This window comes from Candidimonas nitroreducens, assembly GCF_002209565.1.
In the GTDB taxonomy this organism is placed as follows: domain Bacteria; phylum Pseudomonadota; class Gammaproteobacteria; order Burkholderiales; family Burkholderiaceae_B; genus Candidimonas; species Candidimonas nitroreducens.
In genome coordinates, this window is the sequence record NZ_NJIH01000005.1 from 41,857 (window position 1) to 64,016 (window position 22,160).

Consider the following 22,160-nt stretch of genomic DNA (forward strand, 5'->3'; position numbering starts at 1 on the left):
GCGTGAAGGTGTTGCGGGAAATTGAGCGGCGCTGCGGCTTGTCGCAGGCCTAGCGCTACGCGCCCCGTGCCGCCGCCCATGGAAAATATCCGGCGCGGCGCCGTCAGCCACGCGGCTCGAGCAGCGCGGCGCAGTCGGCCACGGGCCCGGCCGCGGCGCAAGGGTCGCGCGGCGCCAGGCGGTGCAGCAGCACCAGGTCGGCCAGGTCGTTGCGCCGCGCCAGCCCCTCGTGCCGCGCCTCGCTGCGCATGGCGGCCAGGGACACCAGGTGGTACAGCGCCGAGGCGGCCTGGCGCGCCAGGTCGCCGCGATCGTCGCGCGCCGCCGACTCGGCCAGGGCGCAGGCCTTGTCCAGGCATTCGGCCTGCAGCGCGGCCAGGCGCGGCGCGCAAGGCAGGCCCTCGGCCAGCAGGCTCTCGACGTGGCGCCGCAGCACGGGCAGGCAATCGTTCTTGCGTATGGCGCGCAACACGTCCAGGGCCACGATATTGCTGGTGCCCTCCCAGATCGAGCCCAGATGCGCATCGCGCACCAGGCGCGGCTCGACCCATTCCTCGATGTAGCCGCAGCCGCCGCGCACCTCCATGCCGTCGCCCGTGACCTTGCGGGCGTCGCGGCAGGCTCGGAACTTGATCAGCGGCGTCAAAATGCGCACCAGCGTACGCGCCTGCGCATCGCCCTGGTCGGCCCGCTGCAGCGCCTGCGCGGTCTGGAACACAAAGGAACGCGCCTGCTCCGCGGGCAGCGTCATCTTCAGCAGCTGGCGCTGCATCAGCGGCATGTCGAGCAGGCGCTTGCCGAAGGCGCGCCGGTTCGCGGCCACGTACATGGCTTCGGTCAAAGCGCGGCGCATCAGGCCGGCGGCGCGCATGCCGTTGGACAGGCGCGAGTTGTTGACCATGTCGGCCATCTGTTGAAAGCCGCGGCCGCGCTCGCCCACCAGCCAGGCCAGCGCCCCTTCCAGACGGATCTCGCCGCTGGCCATCGAGCGCGTGCCCAGCTTGTCCTTCAGGCGCAGGATGCGGTAGTGGTTGTGCCCACCCTCGGGCAGGTCGCGCGGCAGCAGGAACAGCGACACGCCCGCCAGGCCGTCGCGCGCCTCGCTGCGCGCCAGCACCATGGCAAAGCCGGCATCCGGATTCGAGCAGAACCACTTGTCGCCCGACAGGCGCCAGGTGCCGTCGGCCTGTTCCTCGGCGCGCGTCTCGGTGGCGCTGATGTCGGAGCCCGCCGCCTGCTCGGTCATGAACATGGCGCCCTGGCGCAGCGCGTCGAAGTCCAGGGCGGTCACCTGCGGCAGCACGCGCTCGACCAGTTCGGGCGAGCCGAACCTGCGCAGGGTGCGCGCCAGCGAATCGGTCATGCTCACAGGGCAGCACAGGCCGAATTCCGCCTGCACGAACAAATAGGTCAGCGCATACTTGACCAGGGGCGGCATGGGCGCATTCCAGCCCAGCACGCCCGCGCGATGCGACATGGCCGCCAGGCCGAACCGCTCGTAGGCCCAGCGCTCCAGTTCCACGTAGTCGGGATGCTTGTCGATGCGCGACTCGTCCTGGCCGGCGCGGTTGCGCACCGACAGCGTCGGAGGATTCTTGTCGGCGACCGCGGCCAGCTCGTCCAGAGTCGATCCCGCCAGGCGCCCCAGCTCGTCGAAATGCGGCAGCAGGTGCGCATGCAGGTCGGCCGGCAGATAGGCGCGCAGCATGGGCTCGGCATAAGGGTCGGCCCGGAACAGATTGATGCCTCGGGAGTCGGGGATGTTCGGCGTCGCAGCCGCAGTCGCTTGTTGCACCATGATGAGCCCGCCTGTATGAGTCTCGATGTACGGATGACAATGTACGGATGACTCGGATCTTAGGCCCGGGTATTGATATATACAAATACTGTATTTATCATTATCTATACATAACATGTATAGATTGCCGGCATGGACGACCTCGACCCCAGGCTGCTGCGCTACTTCGTGGTGGTGGCCGAAGAACTCAGCTTCAGCCGCGCCGCGCTGCGCCTGCATATTTCGCAGCCGCCGCTCAGCTACGCCATCAAGCAGCTCGAAGACACCCTGGGCGCCAGGCTGCTGGAGCGCACCAGCCGCCGCGTGGAACTGACTGCGGCCGGCCGCGCCTTATACCGCGAGGCCCAGTTCCTGCTGCGCCGGCACGCCGACGTGCGCAAGCTGGTGCAGCGCATCGACGCCGGGCTGCATGGGCAGATCAAGATCGGTTTCGTCGGTTCCATGCTCTATCGGCGCCTGCCCGAGGTGCTCAAGCTGTTCCAGCACCACTACCCCGACATCGAGCACGTGCTGCTGGAACTGAATTCGGCTGAACAGATCGAGCTGGTCGAGCGCGGCGGGCTGGATCTGGGCTTCATACACGCCAACCCGGTGCAGCCGCCGCTGCGCGCGCTGGATCTCGTGTCCGAACCCTTCGCCATCTGCCTGCCGGCCACCCACCCCCTGGCCGCCAAGCGGCGCCTGCGCCTGCAGCAACTGGCTGAGGACGATTTCATTTTCTTTTCGCGCGCATTCTCGCCCTATTACTACGAGACCCTGCTGTCCATGTGCCTGCAGGCGGGCTTCTACCCCAAGGTGAAGAACGAGGCGCGCCACTGGCTCAGCGTCGCATCGCTGGTGTCGCAGGGCCTGGGGGTGTCGATCGTGCCGCAATGCCTGTCGCGCAGCGGCATGGCGGGCCTGCGCTTCCTGCCATTCGACCACGGCCAGCTATCGGTCTGCAGCCTGATCTGGTCGGAGCAGGCCGCCTCGCATATCCACGCCCGGCATATCGAGCTGGTCAGGAATGTGTACGGGCTGGCCGGCGCAGGCGGGCCGGCCGGCTGAAAAACCGCGGCCCGAAATAATCGCCCGAAATAAATCTACCGTGGAGTCAAAACCGTTGCTGAAGCGCTGACGCCATGCTGCAGCGATCACATGGATCTGCAACCGCCGGAAATAGCGTCAGTCCTGGTCGGCGCGGGCGCGCTGCAGCACACGGTCGACAAACACCCCCGCGGCCCCCAGATAGTTCTGCGGCGCCATGAGCTCGGCCAAGCGCTGCGGGCCCAGCACGGCAAGCACCTGCTGGTCTTCGGCCAGCACGTCCTGCAGGTCGCGCCCCTGCTGCAGCGCCAGGCGGCATTTCTGCTCGACCAGGCCGTGCGCCTGCAACCGGCCCATGCTCGCACCCAGCGCCATGGTAACGGCCTCGGCCATGATCAGGCCTTGCGTGGCGCCCAGGTTCTGGCGCATGCGCGCCTCATGGACTTCCAGGCCGCGCACCAGCTCGATGCTGGTGTCCAGCGCACCGGCGGCGAGCAGCGCCAGTTCGGGCAAGGTTTCCCATTCCGCGTGCCAGCCGCCCAGCCCGCGCTCGTGTTCCTGCGGCATGGCCGCCAGCAGTGTGGCGGCCAATTGCGGCGCACGCGCGGCCGCTGCCAGGATCACGGCGCACCCCACCGGATTGCGCTTGTGCGGCATGGTGGACGAACCGCCGCGGCCCTCGCCGGCAGCCTCCGCGACCTCGCCTACGTCCGTCTGGGCAAGCAGCGATACATCGCGCGCCAGCTTGCCCAGCGTACCGGCCAGCGTCCCCAGGAAGGCGCCGGCCCGCGCAATGCGGTCGCGCTGGCCGTGCCAGGGCAGGTCGGGCAGCGTCAGGCCGAGCCGCTCGGCCAGCCTGCCGGCTACGTCGGGGCCCCGCTCGCCCAAAGAGGCGAGCGTGCCGGCGGCGCCGCCGAACTGCAGGCACAGCACTTCCGGCATCAAGCCATGCAGCTGCGCGCGCAGGCGCAGCACGGCGTCCAGCGTGCCGGCCAGCTTCAGCCCGAAGGTTATGGGCAGTGCATGCTGCAGCCAGGTGCGGCCCACCATGACCGTATCGCGATGCCTTTCGGCCTGCTCTGCCAGCACTTGGCGCAAGGCTGCCAATTGCCCGTCGATCTGGCCAAAGGCGGCCTTCAGCTGCAGCATCATGCCGGTATCGATCGCGTCCTGGCTGGTGGCCCCCCAGTGCACGTAGCGCGCCGCCTCGGGATCTGCCTGGCGCACGCGCGCCGTCAGCTGCTTGACCAGGGGGATGGCCAGATTGCCGGCCCGCGCCGCATCGCCGGCGATGCGGGCGGCATCGAAACAGTCGCTGCGGCAGGCCTGCTCGATGGGCGCCACGGCGGCCTGCGGGATCACGCCCGCAGCGGCCTGGGCATGCGCCAGTGCCGCCTCGAAATCGAGCATGCCCTGCAGCGTGGCCGCAGGGCCGAAATGCGCGGCGCAGGCCGACGAACGAAACAGCGGATCGAACAATTCCAATTGAAACTCCGGCGTGGGCGTCGCGTTGCTGCCGCAACCCGCGTTCAGACGTCGAAGAACACGGTTTCGCGCTCGCCCTGCATGGTTATGTCGAAATGATAGACCACGCGCCCGCCCTGCGTATCGCGACGCGCCAGCAGCGTGGCGCGGCGGTCCTCGGGCACCGATTGCAGCAGCGCATCGGTGCCGTTGGCCTGGGCTTCGTCGTCGAAATAAATGCGCGTATACAGATGATTGAGCATGCCGCGCATGGTGAGTATGACATCGATGTGCGGCGCCTCGCCGTCACAGGCGCCGGGCTTGACGGTATGCACCACATAGCGCTGGCGCGCGTCGGTGCCGGTGCCCACGCGACCGAAGCCGGTGAAGCCCGAAGCGGCGATCTGCTCTACCGACTCCACGCGCTGCCCCGCGGCGTCGGCCTGGAACAGTTCCAGCATGGCATCGCCGACCGGCTTGCCGGCGCCGTCCAGCACCTGGCCGGCCAGCACGATGTGTTCGCCGGGCACTTGTTCCTCGGCCAGCACCGCGGTAAAAGCGCTGCGCAGGTCATAGTTGTACTGCTCGGGCGTCAGGCCATAGGCGAAGAAAGGGCCGACGGTCTGCGAGGGGGTTTGTTTCAACGTGGTCATGATGTCAGCGCTCCATCGGGGTGAGGCGCGGGCCGCGCAGCACGATGTCGAATTCATAGCCCAGGGCATAGTCGGACTCGGTGATGTCCATGGAGAAGCTCGACACCAGCCGCTCGCGCGCGCCCTCGGGCACACCCTGGTAGATGGGGTCGTACTGCAGCAGCGGGTCGCCGGGGAAATACATCTGGGTAACCAGGCGCGTGCCGAAGTACTGGCCGAACAGCGAGAAGTGGATGTGGTTGGGCCGCCAGGCGTTGTGGTGATTGCCCCAGGGATAGGCGCCCGGCTTGATCGTCAGGAAACGGTAGCGCCCCTGCGCGTCGGTAAGCGTGCGCCCGGCGCCCAGGAAATTGGGGTCGAGCGGCGCGTCGTGCTGGTCGACCTTGTGCACGTAGCGGCCGGTGGAATTGGCTTGCCAGATCTCCACCAGGGTGTCGGGCACCGGCCGGCCGCCCTCGTCGAGCACGCGGCCGGTGACGATGATGCGCTCGCCCACGGGCTCGCCATTGCGCCGCGCATTGCGGGTCAGGTCGTGATCGAGTTCGCCGATGATCTCGTGGCCGTATACCGGCCCGCGCAGATTGCTTAGGTGCTCGCCCAAAGGCAGCAGCGGCCGGGTCGGGCCGCGCAGCAGCGAGGACTTGTAGCCCGGCTCTATCAGTTTCGGATGCGAATCCCAATCGCGCGGATTCAGCATGGGGCTTGCAGTGGACATGGATGGCTCCCGGTCGATGACGCGCGGGGAATGACGCCGCGCTGACTGACGGACACTATATACTTAACCTTTGGATATATATATTGATAAATATTCAGGCTATACATAACTGTTCATTATGAAATATGATCCGGCCAGCAGCCGCGCCGGCGTGCCTGCGCTGGGCTTCCACATCAAGCTGCGCCACCTGCAATGCCTGCTGGCGGTGGCCCAGCACGGCAGCCTGCGCGGCGCCGCCGACGCGCTGGCCATCACCCAGCCGGCCGTATCCAAAACCATCGCCGAACTGGAAGAACTGCTGGGCGTGCGCCTGTTCGACCGCGGCCGCCACGGCGCGCGCCCCACGGCCCAGGCCAGCCTGTTCCTGCGCCATGCCGGCGCCAGCCTGAACGCGCTGCGCCAGGGCCTGGATCTGCTGGCGCGCGGCACGCAGGCCGACAGCGGCACGATCGCCATCGCGGCGCTGCCCACCGCGGCGCCCGGCCTGGTTCCGGCCGCGCTGCACGCCTTTCGCCGGCAATGGCCGCGCATGGCGGTGCAGATCCACACCGGCCTGAACAACCAGCTGCTGGAAATGCTGCGAGCCCGCAAAGTAGAGCTGATGCTGGGGCGCCTGGCCGACCCGGAGGCCATGACCGGCCTGACGTTCGAACACCTGCTGGCCGCGCCCCTGGCGCTGGTGGCCGGCCCGCGCCACCCGCTGCTGGCGCAGGCCGCCCCGGCGGTCGCCGACCTGGCGCACTTCCCTTTGATCCTGCCGCCGCACGGCACCATCATCCGCCACATGGCCGACAGTTTCCTGCGCGGCCACGGGCTGGATACGCCGGCCAATTGTTCCGAGGTACTGTCGGTATCGCTGGGCCGCGCCCTGGCGCTGGGGCCGGGCGACATGGTCTGGTTCGTGCCGCGCATCGCCGTGCACGCCGACCTGCAGCGGGGCAGCCTGCGGCAGCTGCCCATAGCCATGGAAGGCACCGAAGAGCCGCTCGGCCTGATCCTGCGCAACGACGTCGACCCCGCGCCGGCCGCACGCGCGCTGATCGCCGCGCTGCGTGCGGCAGCCAGGCCGGCGCCCGAAGAGGCGCATGCGGGCCCGCCATAACAACCCGCCGCGGCGGCACGGCCACAATGCGCCGCCGCATGCGCGACGCGCGCCCCCTACGCTCAGGCTACAGGCAGCCGCAGCAAAGCATGCCCCAGGGCCTTGCCCGTCTGATCCAGACGCAACGTGCGGGTGGCTCCGCCTCCCAGGGCGCCGTTCATGACCACGACCAGAGCATGAATGTTGTCCATGGGGTAGCAGGCCACGCTCCCCTGGATCCAGTCGCCGTACAGGGCACGCACCGCCTGCGGCGTGACGCTGCGCAGCAGCAGGGGATAGCTATCCGGCGACTTGGCGATCAGGCCCGCCGTGCAGGTGTCGCCCTTGTCGCCGCAACGGATATAACAAATGTCTGCAAGTATGCGCTGCATTCAGGCCTCCAGCACGGTTACGGTCTGCTTCACATAGTCTCTGGGAATCAGCGTGGGCCACAATGAAATCACCGGCCGGCACTTGATGGGGGCGCCGAAAGAGGTACCCCCCGGCCCCATGATCCAGAGATGGCTGCCGGCGCGCCGCACCTTTTCCGCTTCTTCACGGCTGCGTGTGCGGACTGCGCAGCGCAGGCCGACTTCGTTGAGCGACTCCAGGACTTCTGGCGCGGGCATGGGCGCCGCGGGCCCATGCAAGGTATTCAGGCCCACGAAGTCGAAATGGATCTGATCGGCTTTCAGGCCCATGACTTCGAAGCGCTCGAGCATGGTCTGGCGCGCCTTGACGGCACGTTCGTAGGCATGAGGCCACGGAAAAAATGCCAGGCTCTCCCCTATCCAGCCATCGGAATAGGCCAATATCAGTTTCAATTCGTCGGGTGCCGGCGCGCCCTTCACGCCGCTCACGCGCACCCGATCCGGCCCGGCCTCGGCGAGTGCGAGCGTGGTGAAATCCGGTACGCCGTCGGGCATCAGATATTGTTTCGGGTCGCTGATTTCATAAACGATGTGCTCTTTCACGGTAAAGGCATCGACCCGCCCGCCGGAGCCTTGCACTTTAGAGAGCTCGGCCGTGCCGTCGGGATAGAAGTCGAAATACGGAAAGCCCACGCGGCCCATGCGCGGCATGTCGGCATAGCGGGAAGACATGCCGCCCGTGCAGGCCGACGAGCACTCGACGATGTGCCCCATGACGATGGCGGCCGCCACGCGATCCGCATGCGCCGCGTCGTGCTTCCAGCCATACTCGTGCATGATGGGCCCCACATATATGGCGTTGTCGGAAACGCGGCCGGTGACCACGACATCCGCCTGCGCCTGCAGCGCCTCGACGATACCGGAAGAATCCGTGTAGGCATGGGCCGCGACCAGCCTGCCGCGTATTTCGTCGAACGCGGTGCTGCCGGTTTCCATATTGGCCAGCTCAACCCCGGCGCCACGCATGGCGTCGACCTGATCGAGCAGGTCGTCGCCCTCGACCAGGGCCACGCGGGTTCCCTGCAGGCCCTGGGCCCGGGCCTGCTCGGCGATGCGCTGCGCGGCGGCACGCGGGTTGGCCCCGCCGCCGTTGGATACGAGCCGGGTGCCGCGCGGCTTGGCCAGCGGCAGCAGCTGCGCCATGTACTGCACGAAGTCCGGCACATAGCCTGCGCCGGGATCCTTCATCTTCTGGCGCTGCAACAACGCCATCGTCAACTCGGCCAGAAAGTCGAACCCCATGTAATCGAGCTCTCCGTGCTGCAGCAGCTCGACGGCGGGATCCATGCCGTCGCCCCAAAAGCCCGATCCCGAGCCCAATCTGATTTTCTGCTTCATTCTTCAAAACCCCGCTGAGTGCCGGCCCCCGACGCCGGACGGATATTGGATGTGGATGCGCTCCGGCCTCGAAGAGCCGCGGCCCGCGCACCGCCATTGGTACTCACACGCTGGAAGCGGAATCAGGCGCCGATCCAGCGCGGCTTGCGCTTTTCCGCAAAGGCACGCGGCCCTTCGACCGCATCCTGGCTCGCATATACCCGCTCGTGCAGGGCGCGGGCGCGGGCCAGGCCCTGCTCGCAGCCCAGATCCATGGCTGCCCCCAGGCTTTTTTTGGCGGCCCAGACAGTCAGCGGCGCATTGTCACGGATGCTTCGCGCCAGGGCCAGGGCCCGCTGCCGCACCGCCTCGGGCGTGGCTTCCACATAGTTGATGAAGCCGTACTGATGGAATCTTTCTATGGGATGCATGTCGCCGGTCAGCGCGAGTTCGAGCAGGAAAGGCTGGGGCAGCATCCAGAGCATGGGTACGGCCCACGGAGAGCCGCGCCCCACCTTCGCCTCGGAAATGCCGCCGCTCGTGCCCGCCAGCCCCACGCGGATGTCGCTATTGGCGGCCAGCACCATGCCCCCGGCCGTGAAGTGCCCCGTCATGGCGGCGATGATCGGCTTCTCGACCTCTCGCATGCGCTGGTGAAACGGATCGCGCAGCAGTTGCAGGATGTCGCGGCCCTCTTGAGCCCGGACGCGCGCGGCCTCTTTCAGATCCATGCCTGCGCAGAAGGTGCCGCAATCGGCGGAAGTCAATATGGCCGCGCGTATGCATGGATCGGCGGCGACCTTGTCCCAATAGTCCGACAAGGTGTTGCATACCTGGATCGACAGCGCGTTCCTGCTTTGCGGGCGGTTGATGGTGATGAAGGCGATGCCGTCCTCTATATCCATGAAGACGGGCGGCTTTTGTGCGGTGTCGGAGTGATCCATGTCGATGGCTCGGTATATCGTGAAAATGACGGGCGCCATATGCAATGCCCCGGCAGGGCCTGCGAACGGGCGGGCCCTGCCGGTGTCAGGAAGGCCGCGTCTTCACCAGGCGCAGCGGATCGTAGACGGCCACGACCTCGCCGCGCTGGTTGACGACCGCGTTGCGGGTACGCAGCAAGCCGCGCCCAGGCTTAGAGCTTGCGCGCGCCTCGACGACCTCGCATTCCACATGTATGGTGTCGCCGACGTTGGTAGGCGCCTTGACGCGGAGATTGGCCTCCAGGAATGCCATGCCGGTTCTCTGCATGGTCGATTGCATGAGCAGACCTTCGGCCATGCAGAAAACCAGCGAACCCGGCACCGGCCTTTTGCCCATGAGCGATTCGCGCTGCACGTATTCGGTATTGGTGAACATCTCTTCGACCATACCCGTGGCGCCCACGAAATTGATCAGATCGGCTTCGGTGATGGTGCGCCCCAGCGTACGGAACCGGTAGCCGACGCTGACGTCGTTCCAGTACCAGCCTATACCGACAATGTCGATCGGCGAGTCGGCGGCGGTGGGATTGAGCGCTTCCATGAGACCTCCTTGCATGCGGTTGCGGCGGCCTGCGCCGCGGTGATCAAACGATATGGTCGGCCCGCAGGCCGGCAATGTCTTCTGCGCTCAGCCCCAGGTCGCGCAGCACCCGCTCCGTATGCTGGCCGAGCGCGGGCGGAGCGTTGTGGTGTTCCATGGGCGTCTTGGAATAGCGGATGGGATTGCGGATGCCGGGCACAGACCCGTATACGGGATGCTCCAGGTCGACACGCATGCCGCGCGCCTGCACGTGCGGGTCTTCGAACACCCGCGCTATGGAGTTGATGGGCCCGCAGGGCACGCCGGCCCGTTCCAGCAATGCGACCCACTCGTCGACGGTGCGCTCGGCCATCATGGCGACGAGCCATTCGTTCAGGCTGGCCCGATTGCGCACCCTGTCGCCGATGGTTGCGTAGCGCGGATCGCTGCCCATTTCGGGGCGGCCGGCCGCACAGCAGAATTTGCGGAACTGGGCGTCGTTTCCCACCGCCAGAATGAGATAGCCGTCGCGCGCGCGGTACCGCTGGTAGGGGGCGATATTGGGGTGGCCATTACCCATGCGCACCGGCGCCTGGCCGGTGGCCAAGTAATTGAGCCCCTGATTCACCAGCGTGCCGATCTGGCAGTCGAGCAGGCTGATGTCTATGTGCTGGCCGCCGCCACCTCGGTCGCGGTGGCGCAGGGCGGCGAGAATGGCCACGGTGGCATACATGCCGCTGAACAGGTCGGAAACCGCTACGCCGACGCGCTGCGGGCCGCCCCCAGGCAACTCGTCGCATTCGCCCGTGACACTCATCAGGCCGCTCATGGCCTGAATAAGATAGTCGTAGCCGGCCCGCTCCCGGTACGGCCCGGTCTGGCCGAAACCCGTTACCGAGCAGTAAACCAGATCGGGATTGATCTCGGCCAGCGACTCGTAGTCCAGGCCGTACTTGCGCAGGCCGCCGACCTTGTAATTTTCCACCAGCACGTCGGCCTGCCCGGCAAGTTTGCGTACGAGTGCCTGGCCTTCGGGCCGGGTGAAGTCGATGGTGACCGACTGCTTGCCCCGGTTGCAGCACATGAAATAGGCGGCATCGCCATCTGTGTCGGAACCCGGGGCGCGAAAGAACGGCGGCCCCATGTGCCGGGTGTCGTCACCGGCGCCGGGACGCTCTATCTTGACCACCGACGCGCCCAGATCGGCGAGATTCTGTGTCGCCCATGGGCCGGCAAGAATGCGCGACAGATCCAGAACACGGACATCAGCCAGCAAAGCGGACATGCACTCGCCCCTGCAAAGTATAAAAGCCGCCGGAGGCAGCGGCTTGCTGCGTACGCGGCCAGAAATAAATAGACTATGTAGTCGGTTTTTATTCTTTCACGAAGCCAGATCGCGGTCAAGAAAAATGCACATACTCATTCATTACCCTTTCATAAAGCCATATATAGAGAAAAAATAAATATTGACTATCTTCTGAATAACATTATCATAGAATCATGGCCAGTTGGTCGGTATTTAAAGCCTGCAACAGACAGGCCATGCTGTCGAACCGCGCCTTGCCGCGTGCGGCGCCCCCCTCTACCATCGCCTCCCGGAGACATCACATCATGAAGAAATCTTGCCTATCCATGCAGCGTCTGGCGGCGCTGCTCGTCGGTGGTTTGCTGACCACGCTCGCAACAACCGCGGCGGCGGCGCCCAAAACGAACCTGACCCTGGGCTCCACCAACATGACATCCAGCCATTTCGTCGTGTCCAATGCCATGGCTCAGGCCATCCGCGCCGGCATACCGGGGGCCACGGTCACCCATGTGGAAACGGGCGCCAGCGTCGACAACATCCGGCGCCTGGCACGAGGCGAACTCGACCTGGGCCTGGTCGCCACCGATGCGGGCATACAAGCGGTCTCCGGCACCGGCTTCTTCAAAGGCAAGGCGGTGAACGACCTGGTGGCACTGTATGCCTATGACGTTTCCGTATTGAACATGGCGGTCACGCAAGCTTCCGGGGTCACCAGCCTGGCCGGCCTGAAGGGCAAGCGTTTCAACCCGGGCATACACGGCAGCGGTGCAGAGCAGCTGACGCGCCAGATCTTCAAGACCTTCGACATCGAGCCGCAATGGGTGCCCGGCACCGTGAAAGACGCAGCCGAAGCCATACAAAACCGCCAGATCGTCGGCTATTCGAAATACGGCCCGGGCCACGGCGTGGACGCCACACTGCGCGAACTCATGGTAACCACGCCCATGCGCCTGCTGTCGTTCGACAAGCCGGAACAAGACAAGGTGATGCACGCCGTAAAAGGCGTGGGCTTCACCCAAATCCCCAACGTGATGGAAGGCGCGGGCCCGGTGATGGCCCCGTCCGTGCTCATCGTTTACGCGACGCGCAAATCCCTCATGGACGACGACACGGCCTACGCCATCGCCAAGTCCATCTATGAACACCGGGATCTGCTGATACAGGCATGGCCGCACCTGAAGAATTTCGACTTCAAGCAGCAGTCCCTGGCGGCGGCCAAGCTGGGTATTCCCGTGCATCCCGGCGCCCTGCGGTTCTGGGAGTCCGTCAAATGAATTCGGCCTCCGACGCCTTCGATGAGCACGCCGCCTCCGACGAGGCGGTCGAGCAGGCGCCGGCCCGATATGGCGGTGTACTGGCGATACTGTTCGCGGCCTTCGCTCTGTTCCACATCTATACGTCCTTCATGGGGCCGTTCGAACCCCTGGTGCAACGCGGCCTGTTCATAGGCGGCGCCATGGGGCTGGCGTTCTGGTCGATGGCCGCGAAAGCCGAGGGCAGGGCCAAAACCGCGATACTCCTGGTACTGACGGCCTGCGCGTTCTACATAGGGCTGCACGCCATGATCCACAACCGGTCGTTCATGGACATCATGCACGACCTGACATCGCTCGATAAGGCCGTCGCGATATTGGCCATTCTGCTGCTTCTGGTCTCGACCCAGCGCATACTGGGGTGGGCCTTGCCCGTGCTGACATCGATCGCGCTGCTGTACTACTTCTGGGGCAATCTGGCGATCTCGGGCCTGTGGCAGCCTCCGCGCGTCTCTCAGGAAACCGCGCTCAGCATGCTGTATGCCTCGACCAGCGGCATGTTCGGCTTCATGGCCGATATCGGTACGGGCGTCATCGCCATCTACGTGATCTTCGGGGCGCTGATCATGGCTACGGGGGCCGGCGAGGTGTTCGTGCAGCTTGCAAACCGGGTGGCCGGCCGCGGCAGGGGCGGCGCCGGTAAAGTCACCGTCGTCACCTCGGCGCTGTTCGGCACGGTGTCGGGGTCGGCGGTGGCCAACGTCATGGCGGTCGGGTCGGTCACTATACCCACCATGCGCCGCGCCGGCTACGCCAAGGCCTTCGCGGCGGGCGTCGAGGCCAGCGCCTCGGCCGGCGGGCAGATACTGCCGCCCATCATGGGGGCGGGCGCCTTTCTCATGGCCGAACTGCTCAACATCCCCTATATCCAGGTGGCCAAGACCGCGGCGCTGCCCGCATTCCTGTACTTCGTCCTGATCTTCGTCGGGGTAGACCTCTACGCGCGCAAACACAAGCTGCCCTCGCCGGCCCTGAGCCGGCCGCCCATGCAAATGGACAAAGCCGTGCCGCTGGCCGGCTCCGTCCTGCTGCTGATCGGGCTGCTGGCGGGCAACTACACCCCTACCTACGCCGGCGGGGTGGCAACACTCGCGCTGGCGGCGCTGACGATCGTGTGCCGTCTGGGCTGGGCGTACGCCGGCAGTGGCTCCGGCGCGGCGGTGCAGGCCTGGCATGAAGCATGCCGATGCCTGGCCCAGGGCCTGGTTTCCGGCGGCAAGGGCCTTATCATGATCGCCGTCCTGCTGGGCTGCGCGGGCATGCTCACGTCCATACTGGGGGCATCCGGGCTGGGCGTGAAGGCATCCGGCGAGCTCATCGCCGTTGCCGGCGGCAGCCTGGGAATCGCCTTGGTCATGACGGCAATACTATGCGTACTGCTGGGCATGGACGTACCGACCACTGCATCCTACATCCTGACCGCCTCCGTAGCCGCACCGGTGCTCGCCAAATTCGGCCTGCCGCCGCTCACCGCTCATCTGTTCATCTTCTATTTCGCGATCCTGTCGGCCATCACCCCGCCGGTATGCGCCAGCGTATACGCCGCGGCGACGATTGCACGGGAATCCTTCTGGAAGGTTGCCAGAAACGCAATGATCGTGGCCGGCGGCGTCTATTTCCTGCCATTCATGATGGTCTACCGGCCGGCGCTGCTGCTGCACGGCTCCTTGTTCGACATCGTTTACGCAACCATCATGACGATGGCCGCACTGGTGTGCTTCGCGTCCGCGACGGTAGGTTATTTCATGGCGCCGCTCCGTGTCTGGATGCGCCTCGTCCTGGTCTGCATTGCGGGCCTGTTCTTCATGCCCACCACCGCTTCCGACCTCGGCGCATGTGTCCTGCTGGCAGGCTTTGCCGCGTTGATGAAGGCATGGGTTCGGCGCCGCGCGGCCATCCCCGAACCGCGGGCAGCCATGCCGGAAATATCGAAGGAAAACAGAAATGCTTGATATGCCGTACGGCGAACTGAAACTCGGGCAGCAGCGTGTATCGCACGGCCGCACCATTACCGAAACCGACGTCGTCAACTTTTGCATGCTGACCGGCAATTGGCTGGAACTGCATGCCAACGCGGAATTCGCAAAGAAGACCCTCTACGGCCAAAGGCTGGTTCAGGGCGGCCTGATATTCGTCATCGTCAATGCGCTCCTGGGGTTCGAGCACTCGCTCATCGAAGCCTTCTACGGGGTGGACAAGCTGAGATTCATCAAACCCACGTTCATCAACGACACCCTGTATGCCCATACCGAGATCATCGGCCTGCGCGACAAAGGCGAGCAGCACGGGGTCGCCACCCTGTTGCTGCGCGGCGTGAACCAGCGCGACGAAACCGTACTGAGCTGCGAATTCAGCCTGCTGGTACGGCGCATCCCCCTACAAGACAAGCAAGTCCATACTCTCAGGGAAGCAACATGAATTTCCTCACCCCGGAACAAACCCTCTGGAAAGACCAGGTCGACAAGCTCATGGAAAAAGAGATAGGCCGCGAATACATACGCAAGTGCGATATGGATCGCGCCTATCCCTATGAAGGCTATGCGGCCATCGCGCGACAGGGCTGGCTGCGGCTGCTGATTCCCGAAGCGTATGGCGGCTATGGCGGCAGCATATTCGAATACGCGCTGATGTGCGAATCCACCGCACGCTACGGTTTCGACTTCGCGACGGCCATCATGGTGTCCACCTTCACGGCCATGAACATCGTCAAATACGGAACCGACGAACAAAAAGAAAAATACCTGGAACCGTTCATGCAGGGCGACATCCGTTTCTCGATCTCGATTTCCGAGCCCGGCGCCGGATCCGACGCCGCAAGCACACGGACACGCGCGATGCAGGAAGGCGACGAATACATACTGCGCGGGCAAAAACTATGGTGCAGCGGCGCCGCGGCCAAAAACGTGGTCATTGCCATGCTGGTGCGCACCGATGCCCAGGCGCCCAAGCGTCAAGGTCTTTCGGTGTTTCTGGTGCCGAACGACACTCCCGGCCTGGACATCCGGAAGCTGCCCACCATGGCCCGCCGGGCCACGGGCACGACCGAAATATTCGTGGACGACGTGCGCCTGCCTGCAGCCCAGATGCTCGGAGAGCCCGGCAAAGGCTGGCCGATCATCACCGACCACCTCGAACTGGAACGCATCGCCGTATCGGCAGGCTACGTCGGCAATGCCCAGCAGGCCGTGGACGATGCGCTGAAGTACGCCCAGGAACGCATCCAGTTCGACCGCCCCATCTTCGACTTCCAGGTCATCCGGCACTTGCTGGCCGACATGCAGACCTCGGTGGATGCCGCCCGCCTGCTGGTCTATCGCGCCGCCGAGCTGGCATCCACCGGCAGGCCCTGCACGCGCGAAGTCAGCATGGCCAAGCTGTTCGCCTCGGAAACTTTGCAAACCGTCACACGCAACGGCATGCAGATCTACGGGGGACACGGCATGCTGCCCGAGGCCGATATGGAGCGGTACTTCCGCGAAGGCATGCAGTCCACCATAGGCGGGGGCACATCCCAGATCCAGCGCACCATCATTGCAAAAACCCTTAAAATTTGAGGAAACGCACCATCAGCGCACACGCAGGCATGACACAACAGGGTTCCGGTAAGCGAGGCCGTCCGGCGGTCTACCGCAACAATCGCCGAGACGACATAATCGAAGCGGCGGCACGCCTGTTCGCCGAGGAAGGCTACAACGCGGTGTCGCTGGTCGACATCGCACACTCCGTCGGGCTGTCCAAGACGGCGCTCTACCATTATTTCGACCGCAAGGAAGAAATCCTGGGCACCATCGTGGTGGCCACCGTGCAAAAGCTGAGCGAGCACGTGGATCGTGCCGTGTCCGGCCGCACCGGTGCCAAGCAGCGCCTCATCGCCTTCATGGAGGCGCAGGCGGAATTCTTCGAACAGCACCAGGCTCCATTCCAGATCCTGCTCACCCGCGTGGCCAATCTCCAAGAGCGCCACATGCGGGACGTCGCCATCGAATGGCGCGTCAACTACGAAAACACCATACGCAACATCGTGCGCGATGGCCTGGCCAGCGGCGAATTCCAAGCCCGCGACCCCAGCGCGGTAGTGCGCGCCATCATTTCTTCCGTCTACTGGCTGGCACGCTGGTACCGTCCCAACGGCAAGCAGACCGCCCGGGAAATCGCGCGCGAATACGCGGAAATCTATCTCTACGGCATAGCCCGCTCCGGCACTCCCCCGGCGCCGCCCCCCTGACCACGGGGCCTACACAATATCGCCGCTGCGGGGCATCGCGGCCCTTGTACGCTTATGGAACCGCCGCAGCCGCGCGGGCCGGCCGGCTTTACATCATCGGGAGGATGTAGCCTAATTGAGTTTTCGGGCCCGTCGCGCAACGCCTCCCCGAGGGCCGCGCGGCGGCGCGCCAATCACACAGGAACATAGCGGCATGTCCAGCACTCCGGCCTTCGATATGGTGTTCTTCGGCGGCACGGGCGATCTTGCCCTGCGCAAGCTGCTGCCCGCGCTCTACCAGGCGCACAAGGCGGGCACGCTGCACCCCGACGGCCTCATCCACGCGCTGGGGCGCAAGGCCCTGGGCCTGGAAGGTTATCTGGCAATACTCGACGAACAAGTCCGGCCCAGGCTCGGCGCCGATTTCAACGAGCAGGCCTGGCAGAGCTTCTTGCGGCGCATACGCTTCCAGCGCCTGGAATCGGGCACGGCGGCCGATTACGAACAGCTGGCACAAACGCTGGGCCACGACGAGAGCCGCAACACCGTATGCTACCTGGCCACCGCGCCGCAGCTGTTCACGCAGATCTGCGGACACCTGGCCGCGGTCGGGCTGAACCACGCCGGCGTGCGCATCGTGCTGGAAAAACCGCTGGGCCATGACCTGGAATCCTACGAGGCCATCAACGCCGCCGTGGGCCGCTGCTTCCGCGAAAACCAGATCTACCGCATCGACCACTACCTGGGCAAGGAAGCGGTGCAGAACCTGATGGCGATACGTTTCGGCAATGCCCTGTTCGAGCCGCTATGGCGGCGTGAATGGATAGAAAACGTGCAGATCACCATCGCCGAAGAACTCGGCGTCGAAGAGCGCGGCGAATTCTACGACCGCACCGGCGCCCTGCGCGACATGCTGCAGAACCACTTGCTGCAGCTGCTGTGCATCGTCGCCATGGAGCCGCCGGCCAGTCTCGACGAAGACGCGGTGCGCGGCGAGAAGCTCAAGGTGCTGAAATCCCTCAAGCCCTTTACGGCCGAAGACGTCATCAGCAAGATCGTGCGCGGCCAGTACGGCCGCGGCGCGATCAACGGCCTGCCGGTGCCCGGCTACCGCGAAGAACACAAGGTGGCACCCGACAGCAATACCGAAACTTTCGTGGCGCTGCAGGCCGAGATCGCCAACTGGCGCTGGGCCGGCGTACCCTTCTTTCTGCGCACCGGCAAGCGCATGCAGGAGCGCGTAGCCGAGATCGTCATCAATTTCCGCAACGTGCCCCACGCCGTCTTTCCCAAGCCGCTGGGCCTGCACTCGGGCAACCGGCTGGTGATCCGCCTGCAGCCCAAGGAAAGCATACGCTTGTACTTCCTGGCCAAAGAGCCCGGCGATGCGATGAATCTGCAGTCCGCCTATCTGAACCTGGACTTCCACACCATGTTCAAGGCGCGCTGGGCCGATGCCTACGAGCGCCTGCTGCTGGACGTCATCCGCGGGCGGCTGGCACTGTTCATGCGCCGCGACGAACTGGCGCAGGCCTGGGCCTGGGTCGATCCCATCATCGATTCCTGGGAACAGAACCGCATCGCCCCCCGGCCCTATGCCGCCGGCACCTGGGGGCCGGCGGCCTCCAGCGGGCTGCTGTCGCGCGCCGGCGCCATATGGCACGAAGAAACATGATGAACCTGCATACCTGCGCCGACGAGGCCGCCTGCGTACGCGAACTGAGCACGGCCATCGTCGCGACGCTCGGCGGCGCCATAAGCGCGCAAGGGCGCGCCGGCCTGGCCGTGTCCGGAGGCCGTTCGCCCATCGCCTTGTTCAAAGAGCTGTCGAACGCCGAGCTGGACTGGCCGCGCGTCGACATTACACTAGTGGACGAACGCTTCGTCGCACCGTCCGACCCCGACAGCAACGAAGGGCTGGTGCGCCGCTACCTGCTGCAGGGCCGCGCCGCGCAAGCCCGTTTCACCGGCCTGGTCACAGACCCTGCAAGCATGGCCGCCTGCCTGGAACAGGCCAACCGCCCCGCCGGCCAGCTGACGCTGGCCATACTGGGCATGGGCGAAGACGGCCACACCGCCTCGCTGTTCCCGCACGCGCCGGAACTGCCGCAGGCGCTCGACCCCGCCCAGGCCCTGCGCTATGTAAGCGTCACGCCGCCGGCTGCGCCGCACCAGCGCATCAGCATGACCCTGGCGGCGCTGCTGCGCGCCCGGCACCGCATCCTGTACATAGGGGGCGCCACCAAACGCGCAGTGCTGGAGCAAGCCGCGCCCGCGCGCACCACAAACATGCCGGTAAGCTTCGTGCTGAACCAGCCCGGCGCGCCTATCGATGTCTACTGGCATCCCTAGAGCCGTGTCTCGGACACCTACACCATGACATCTACCGCAGCATCCACCACCGAACTCGAAAACTTCGTGCGCAGCCTGCCCAAGGCAGAGCTGCACCTGCACATCGAGGGCACGCTGGAACCCGAGCTGATCTTCGCGCTTGCCGCCCGCAACGGCGTCGCGCTGCCCTATGCCTCGGTGCAGGCGCTGCGCGCCGCCTATCAATTCACAAACCTGCAGTCTTTCCTGGATCTCTATTACGCCGGCGCCAGCGTACTGCTGGCCGAGCGCGATTTCTACGACATGACCATGGCCTACCTGCGCCGCGCCCAGGCCGACGGCGTGGTGCATGCGGAAATCATGTTCGACCCGCAAACCCATACCGTGCGCGGCGTGCCGATGGAAACCGTGTTCGCCGGCATTGCGCGCGCCCTGCGCGAAATGCGCGACACCACGGGCATGAGCGGCTGCCTGCTGATGAGCTTCCTGCGCCATCTTTCCGAGCAAGACGCCTTCGACACGCTGGACGCCGCACTGCCGCTGCGAGCGCAGTATGCCGACGTGTGGACGGGCATCGGCCTGGATTCGGGCGAACGCGGCAATCCACCGGAAAAATTCCAGCGGGTATACGCACGCTGCCGCGAGCTGGGCTTCCGCCTGGTGGCCCATGCCGGCGAGGAAGGGCCGGCCGCCTATGTGCGCGACGCGCTCGACCTGCTGCACGTGGAGCGCATAGACCACGGCGTGCGCAGCGAAGACGATCCGGCGCTGATCCAGCGGCTGCGCGAACAGCGCATACCGCTGACCGTGTGCCCGCTATCCAATCTGAAGCTCTGTGTTGTAGATTCATTGAATCAACATAACCTTGCGCGCCTGTTGCGCCAGGGTCTGTGCATCACCATCAATTCCGACGACCCGGCCTATTTCGGCGGCTACTTGCTGGAAAACTATCTGGCCAGCGCAAAGGCGCTGAACCTGAGCCGCGAGGAACTGGCCACTCTTGCTGAAAACAGCCTGCACGCCTCGTTCCTGCCGGCCGCACGCAAGCAAGAGCTGGTGCAAAGGCTGCGCGACGGCATGGGGCCTGCTCGCCCGAACAGAGGGGACGAGCCGGCATAGGCCTGGCTTAGATCTGGCTTAGATCTGGCTTAGACCTGGCTTAGATCTGGCATAGGCTTGACATAAGCGCGGCATGGATCTGGCATAGGCCCGGAGCAAATCTGGAACAAACCCTGCATAAACTAAACTGCAGCCTACCCACGGAATCCCGAACGACCATGCCCATGCCTTTGGAATCACTGCGATTGCGCTCCCGCCCGCCACAGCCTCCGGCCCACAAGACGCGCCGCCGGCCGCGCCTGCATGCCTCGCGGCGGGCCGTACTGCTGTTCGCCCTGGCTGGCGCCTGCACCGCCGCGCAGGCCGGCGAGGTCGTCGCCGACAAGCTCGACTCCAAGGTGCTGGGCCGCAACCTGCCCTTCACCGCCTACCTGCCCGACGGCTACTACGATTCCTTCGACACCTTCCCGGTGGTGTACCTGCTGCACGGCTCGGGCGGCGACGAGCACACCTGGGTGCAATTCTTGGGGGCGCGCGAAACCCTGGACGCCCTGATCCGGCGCAAGGAAATCGCGCCCGTCATCGCCATCATGCCGGCCGGCGGCACGAGCTGGTGGATCGATGGCGCGGCCGAGCACATGCAGACGGCGCTGCGCACCGAACTGATACCCTACGTGGAAAAGCGCTACCAGGCTACCCCCGACCGCGGCCACCGCGCCATCGCGGGCATCTCCATGGGCGGTTTCGGCGCATTGAACCTGGTGCTCAGGCATCCCGAACTGTTCTGCGCGGCAGGGCTGCTCAGCCCCGCGGTCTTTCCCGAGCCCGACGCGCAGTCCAGCGCCCGCGGCGCAAGCGGGCAGTTCGCGCGCGACGGCAAATACGACCCAGCGTTGTGGGCCGCACAAAGCTACCCCGCGCTGCTTCCGGCATATAAAGCCAAGGGCCAGCCCGTGGCCGCCTACATTAGCAGCGGCGATCGAGATCGCCAAGTCACTCCGGGCATGAGCGCGAACCTGTTCGAAGCGCTGTACGCCGTGCAGCCCGGCCAGGTACGGCTGCGCGTCGGCGACGGCGCACATGAATGGATGACCTTCCGGGATGCGCTGCCCAAGGCGCTGAAATACATGAACGGTCAGTGCGGCGGCTACAAGCAGCCTTGAACCAGCAGCCTTGAAAGCGATCTGGCCTGTCCGGCGCTTGCCGCAAGCAGCCGGGGCACGGCCTGCCTAGCGGGCCGGGGTTCCACCCTCGCTGCCGGCGTCGCCGCTGCCCTGCCCTCCCGAACCCTTGCCGGCGTCTTGCGCGCCATTATCCGGGCTGGTCGCGGGCGCGCTGCCGGCTGGCGCGGGCACCCCGCCCGGCTCGGCATATTTGCCGCCGGCGCGGAAATTGGCTTCCTGCATCTCGGCGACACAGCGCGAATTGCCGAAGAACACCACCTTGCCATTCCTGGCCACGATCACAGCCGCGGCCGTGTCCGAATAAACGGCCGGGAATTCGTAGCAGGTATAGCCCTGGGGATTGCCCGATTTCTCTTTGGGAGGCTCGCCCATGGCCCGCAGTATGGGCGCCGCGTCCTGCCCCACTTGCACGCCGTTGGGCACACCCTGCAACTTCAGTTGCCGCGCATCGCGCCCCTGCGCCGTATCGGCGGAAGACGAGGCACCGAACATACTGCCCAGCTGCCCATGCGCGACCCCATAGCCCGCACTTGCCGCCGAGCCGCTCAGCAGCGGCGCAGCACATCCGGCCAGCATGGCCGTACCCATCAAGGCAATGGTCAGGGAAAGATTGATTCGTCGCATCTTATTATGGCCATCCATGGGCTGACGACACACCTCGCCGGCCAGGGCAATCTGCCGCTCCAATCGGCGCCGATGCCGGCATCCGCATCCGCATCCGCATCCGCATCCGCATCCGCATCCGCATCCGCATCCGCATCCGCATCCGCATCCG

At 65.4% G+C, this 22,160-nt stretch carries 22 protein-coding genes; 12 read left to right on the forward strand and 10 right to left on the reverse strand.

Going from position 1 to position 22,160, the window contains the following annotated elements:
* Positions 1 to 103: 103 nt before the first annotated feature.
* Positions 104 to 1,798 carry an acyl-CoA dehydrogenase family protein gene (locus CEY11_RS10130; protein WP_088603280.1) on the reverse strand — a complete coding sequence of 565 codons (1,695 nt, stop codon included), beginning with the start codon at positions 1,796 to 1,798 and terminating at the stop codon, positions 104 to 106.
* A gap of 132 nt (positions 1,799 to 1,930) precedes the next feature.
* Between CEY11_RS10130 and CEY11_RS10135 the strand changes: the two genes are divergently transcribed.
* A complete protein-coding gene (locus CEY11_RS10135; RefSeq protein ID WP_088603281.1) occupies positions 1,931 to 2,845 on the forward strand; it encodes a LysR family transcriptional regulator in 915 nt (304 codons plus the stop codon).
* 117 nt (positions 2,846 to 2,962) lie between these two features.
* Here CEY11_RS10135 and CEY11_RS10140 read toward each other — a convergent pair whose 3' ends face one another.
* The 3 genes from CEY11_RS10140 to pcaH are packed head-to-tail and all read right to left on the reverse strand — an operon-like array spanning position 2,963 to position 5,656.
* Positions 2,963 to 4,309 (reverse strand): 3-carboxy-cis,cis-muconate cycloisomerase, encoded by a 1,347-nt coding sequence (locus CEY11_RS10140; protein WP_088603282.1) that lies wholly within the window; start codon positions 4,307 to 4,309, stop codon positions 2,963 to 2,965.
* A gap of 44 nt (positions 4,310 to 4,353) precedes the next feature.
* Positions 4,354 to 4,941, reverse strand: a complete 588-nt coding sequence (gene pcaG / locus CEY11_RS10145; protein ID WP_088603283.1) for a protocatechuate 3,4-dioxygenase subunit alpha — start codon at positions 4,939 to 4,941, stop codon at positions 4,354 to 4,356.
* 4 nt (positions 4,942 to 4,945) lie between these two features.
* Positions 4,946 to 5,656: a protocatechuate 3,4-dioxygenase subunit beta gene (pcaH, locus tag CEY11_RS10150; protein ID WP_088603284.1), complete on the reverse strand. Its 711-nt coding sequence runs from the start codon at positions 5,654 to 5,656 to the stop codon at positions 4,946 to 4,948.
* Positions 5,657 to 5,774: 118 nt separating this feature from the next.
* On the opposite strand from pcaH, the gene pcaQ reads away from it, so the two are divergent.
* Complete coding sequence (pcaQ, locus tag CEY11_RS10155) at positions 5,775 to 6,758, forward strand: pca operon transcription factor PcaQ (RefSeq protein ID WP_088603285.1); 984 nt, start codon at positions 5,775 to 5,777, stop codon at positions 6,756 to 6,758.
* 62 nt (positions 6,759 to 6,820) lie between these two features.
* On the opposite strand, the gene CEY11_RS10160 is transcribed toward pcaQ, so the two are convergent.
* From CEY11_RS10160 to CEY11_RS10180, 5 genes are all read right to left on the reverse strand, one after another.
* Positions 6,821 to 7,129, reverse strand: a complete 309-nt coding sequence (locus CEY11_RS10160; RefSeq protein WP_088603286.1) for an AtuA-related protein — start codon at positions 7,127 to 7,129, stop codon at positions 6,821 to 6,823.
* Positions 7,130 to 8,506, reverse strand: a complete 1,377-nt coding sequence (locus CEY11_RS10165) for an acyclic terpene utilization AtuA family protein (RefSeq protein WP_088603287.1) — start codon at positions 8,504 to 8,506, stop codon at positions 7,130 to 7,132.
* Between the two features lie 122 nt (positions 8,507 to 8,628).
* Entirely contained in the window at positions 8,629 to 9,429 is an 801-nt protein-coding gene (locus CEY11_RS10170; protein ID WP_088603305.1) for an enoyl-CoA hydratase/isomerase family protein, read from the reverse strand.
* Between the two features lie 85 nt (positions 9,430 to 9,514).
* A complete protein-coding gene (locus CEY11_RS10175; RefSeq protein WP_088603288.1) occupies positions 9,515 to 10,009 on the reverse strand; it encodes an FAS1-like dehydratase domain-containing protein in 495 nt (164 codons plus the stop codon).
* Between the two features lie 43 nt (positions 10,010 to 10,052).
* The gene (locus CEY11_RS10180; RefSeq protein ID WP_088603289.1) at positions 10,053 to 11,273 is read right to left on the reverse strand and encodes a CaiB/BaiF CoA transferase family protein; all 1,221 of its coding nucleotides are present in this window, start codon (positions 11,271 to 11,273) and stop codon (positions 10,053 to 10,055) included.
* Between the two features lie 68 nt (positions 11,274 to 11,341).
* Between CEY11_RS10180 and cas5 the strand changes: the two genes are divergently transcribed.
* From cas5 to CEY11_RS10230, 10 genes are all read left to right on the forward strand, one after another.
* Positions 11,342 to 11,428: a CRISPR-associated protein Cas5 gene (gene cas5 / locus CEY11_RS26070; RefSeq protein ID WP_088603306.1), complete on the forward strand. Its 87-nt coding sequence runs from the start codon at positions 11,342 to 11,344 to the stop codon at positions 11,426 to 11,428.
* A 171-nt stretch (positions 11,429 to 11,599) separates the two neighbouring features.
* The gene (locus tag CEY11_RS10190) at positions 11,600 to 12,568 is read left to right on the forward strand and encodes a TAXI family TRAP transporter solute-binding subunit (protein WP_158215265.1); all 969 of its coding nucleotides are present in this window, start codon (positions 11,600 to 11,602) and stop codon (positions 12,566 to 12,568) included.
* Complete coding sequence (locus tag CEY11_RS10195; RefSeq protein WP_158215266.1) at positions 12,565 to 14,559, forward strand: TRAP transporter permease; 1,995 nt, start codon at positions 12,565 to 12,567, stop codon at positions 14,557 to 14,559. Before CEY11_RS10190 ends, CEY11_RS10195 begins: the two co-directional genes overlap by 4 nt.
* Complete coding sequence (locus tag CEY11_RS10200) at positions 14,552 to 15,025, forward strand: MaoC/PaaZ C-terminal domain-containing protein (RefSeq protein WP_088603292.1); 474 nt, start codon at positions 14,552 to 14,554, stop codon at positions 15,023 to 15,025. The genes CEY11_RS10195 and CEY11_RS10200 overlap by 8 nt, the downstream gene beginning before the upstream one ends.
* The gene (locus CEY11_RS10205) at positions 15,022 to 16,161 is read left to right on the forward strand and encodes an acyl-CoA dehydrogenase family protein (RefSeq protein ID WP_088603293.1); all 1,140 of its coding nucleotides are present in this window, start codon (positions 15,022 to 15,024) and stop codon (positions 16,159 to 16,161) included. Before CEY11_RS10200 ends, CEY11_RS10205 begins: the two co-directional genes overlap by 4 nt.
* Positions 16,162 to 16,190: 29 nt before the next feature.
* Positions 16,191 to 16,832, forward strand: a complete 642-nt coding sequence (locus CEY11_RS10210; protein ID WP_088603294.1) for a TetR/AcrR family transcriptional regulator — start codon at positions 16,191 to 16,193, stop codon at positions 16,830 to 16,832.
* A gap of 193 nt (positions 16,833 to 17,025) precedes the next feature.
* Complete coding sequence (zwf, locus tag CEY11_RS10215) at positions 17,026 to 18,486, forward strand: glucose-6-phosphate dehydrogenase (protein ID WP_088603295.1); 1,461 nt, start codon at positions 17,026 to 17,028, stop codon at positions 18,484 to 18,486.
* Positions 18,483 to 19,163, forward strand: a complete 681-nt coding sequence (gene pgl / locus CEY11_RS10220; protein ID WP_088603296.1) for a 6-phosphogluconolactonase — start codon at positions 18,483 to 18,485, stop codon at positions 19,161 to 19,163. Before zwf ends, pgl begins: the two co-directional genes overlap by 4 nt.
* A gap of 24 nt (positions 19,164 to 19,187) precedes the next feature.
* On the forward strand, positions 19,188 to 20,261 hold the full coding sequence (locus CEY11_RS10225; RefSeq protein ID WP_088603297.1) for an adenosine deaminase: 1,074 nt from the start codon (positions 19,188 to 19,190) through the stop codon (positions 20,259 to 20,261).
* A 164-nt stretch (positions 20,262 to 20,425) separates the two neighbouring features.
* Positions 20,426 to 21,364 carry an alpha/beta hydrolase gene (locus CEY11_RS10230; RefSeq protein ID WP_158215267.1) on the forward strand — a complete coding sequence of 313 codons (939 nt, stop codon included), beginning with the start codon at positions 20,426 to 20,428 and terminating at the stop codon, positions 21,362 to 21,364.
* 66 nt (positions 21,365 to 21,430) lie between these two features.
* Here CEY11_RS10230 and CEY11_RS10235 read toward each other — a convergent pair whose 3' ends face one another.
* Positions 21,431 to 22,009 carry a hypothetical protein gene (locus CEY11_RS10235; protein ID WP_088603299.1) on the reverse strand — a complete coding sequence of 193 codons (579 nt, stop codon included), beginning with the start codon at positions 22,007 to 22,009 and terminating at the stop codon, positions 21,431 to 21,433.
* Positions 22,010 to 22,160 lie beyond the last annotated feature (151 nt).

Bases quoted from the DNA above. Each gene is read 5' to 3' on its own strand.
- CEY11_RS10175 (WP_088603288.1), bottom strand. From the start codon at position 10,009: ATGGAAGCGCTCAATCCCACCGCCGCCGACTCGCCGATCGACATTGTC.
- CEY11_RS10205 (WP_088603293.1), top strand. From the start codon at position 15,022: ATGAATTTCCTCACCCCGGAACAAACCCTCTGGAAAGACCAGGTCGAC.
- CEY11_RS10230 (WP_158215267.1), top strand. From the start codon at position 20,426: ATGCCTTTGGAATCACTGCGATTGCGCTCCCGCCCGCCACAGCCTCCG.
- CEY11_RS10160 (WP_088603286.1), bottom strand. From the start codon at position 7,129: ATGCAGCGCATACTTGCAGACATTTGTTATATCCGTTGCGGCGACAAG.
- CEY11_RS10195 (WP_158215266.1), top strand. From the start codon at position 12,565: ATGAATTCGGCCTCCGACGCCTTCGATGAGCACGCCGCCTCCGACGAG.
- CEY11_RS10130 (WP_088603280.1), bottom strand. From the start codon at position 1,798: ATGGTGCAACAAGCGACTGCGGCTGCGACGCCGAACATCCCCGACTCC.
- CEY11_RS10135 (WP_088603281.1), top strand. From the start codon at position 1,931: ATGGACGACCTCGACCCCAGGCTGCTGCGCTACTTCGTGGTGGTGGCC.
- CEY11_RS10210 (WP_088603294.1), top strand. From the start codon at position 16,191: ATGACACAACAGGGTTCCGGTAAGCGAGGCCGTCCGGCGGTCTACCGC.
- CEY11_RS10190 (WP_158215265.1), top strand. From the start codon at position 11,600: ATGAAGAAATCTTGCCTATCCATGCAGCGTCTGGCGGCGCTGCTCGTC.
- pcaG (WP_088603283.1), bottom strand. From the start codon at position 4,941: ATGACCACGTTGAAACAAACCCCCTCGCAGACCGTCGGCCCTTTCTTC.
- CEY11_RS10165 (WP_088603287.1), bottom strand. From the start codon at position 8,506: ATGAAGCAGAAAATCAGATTGGGCTCGGGATCGGGCTTTTGGGGCGAC.
- pgl (WP_088603296.1), top strand. From the start codon at position 18,483: ATGATGAACCTGCATACCTGCGCCGACGAGGCCGCCTGCGTACGCGAA.
- pcaQ (WP_088603285.1), top strand. From the start codon at position 5,775: ATGAAATATGATCCGGCCAGCAGCCGCGCCGGCGTGCCTGCGCTGGGC.
- CEY11_RS10225 (WP_088603297.1), top strand. From the start codon at position 19,188: ATGACATCTACCGCAGCATCCACCACCGAACTCGAAAACTTCGTGCGC.
- CEY11_RS10235 (WP_088603299.1), bottom strand. From the start codon at position 22,009: ATGCGACGAATCAATCTTTCCCTGACCATTGCCTTGATGGGTACGGCC.
- zwf (WP_088603295.1), top strand. From the start codon at position 17,026: ATGTCCAGCACTCCGGCCTTCGATATGGTGTTCTTCGGCGGCACGGGC.
- pcaH (WP_088603284.1), bottom strand. From the start codon at position 5,656: ATGTCCACTGCAAGCCCCATGCTGAATCCGCGCGATTGGGATTCGCAT.
- CEY11_RS10200 (WP_088603292.1), top strand. From the start codon at position 14,552: ATGCTTGATATGCCGTACGGCGAACTGAAACTCGGGCAGCAGCGTGTA.
- CEY11_RS10170 (WP_088603305.1), bottom strand. From the start codon at position 9,429: ATGGATCACTCCGACACCGCACAAAAGCCGCCCGTCTTCATGGATATA.
- CEY11_RS10180 (WP_088603289.1), bottom strand. From the start codon at position 11,273: ATGTCCGCTTTGCTGGCTGATGTCCGTGTTCTGGATCTGTCGCGCATT.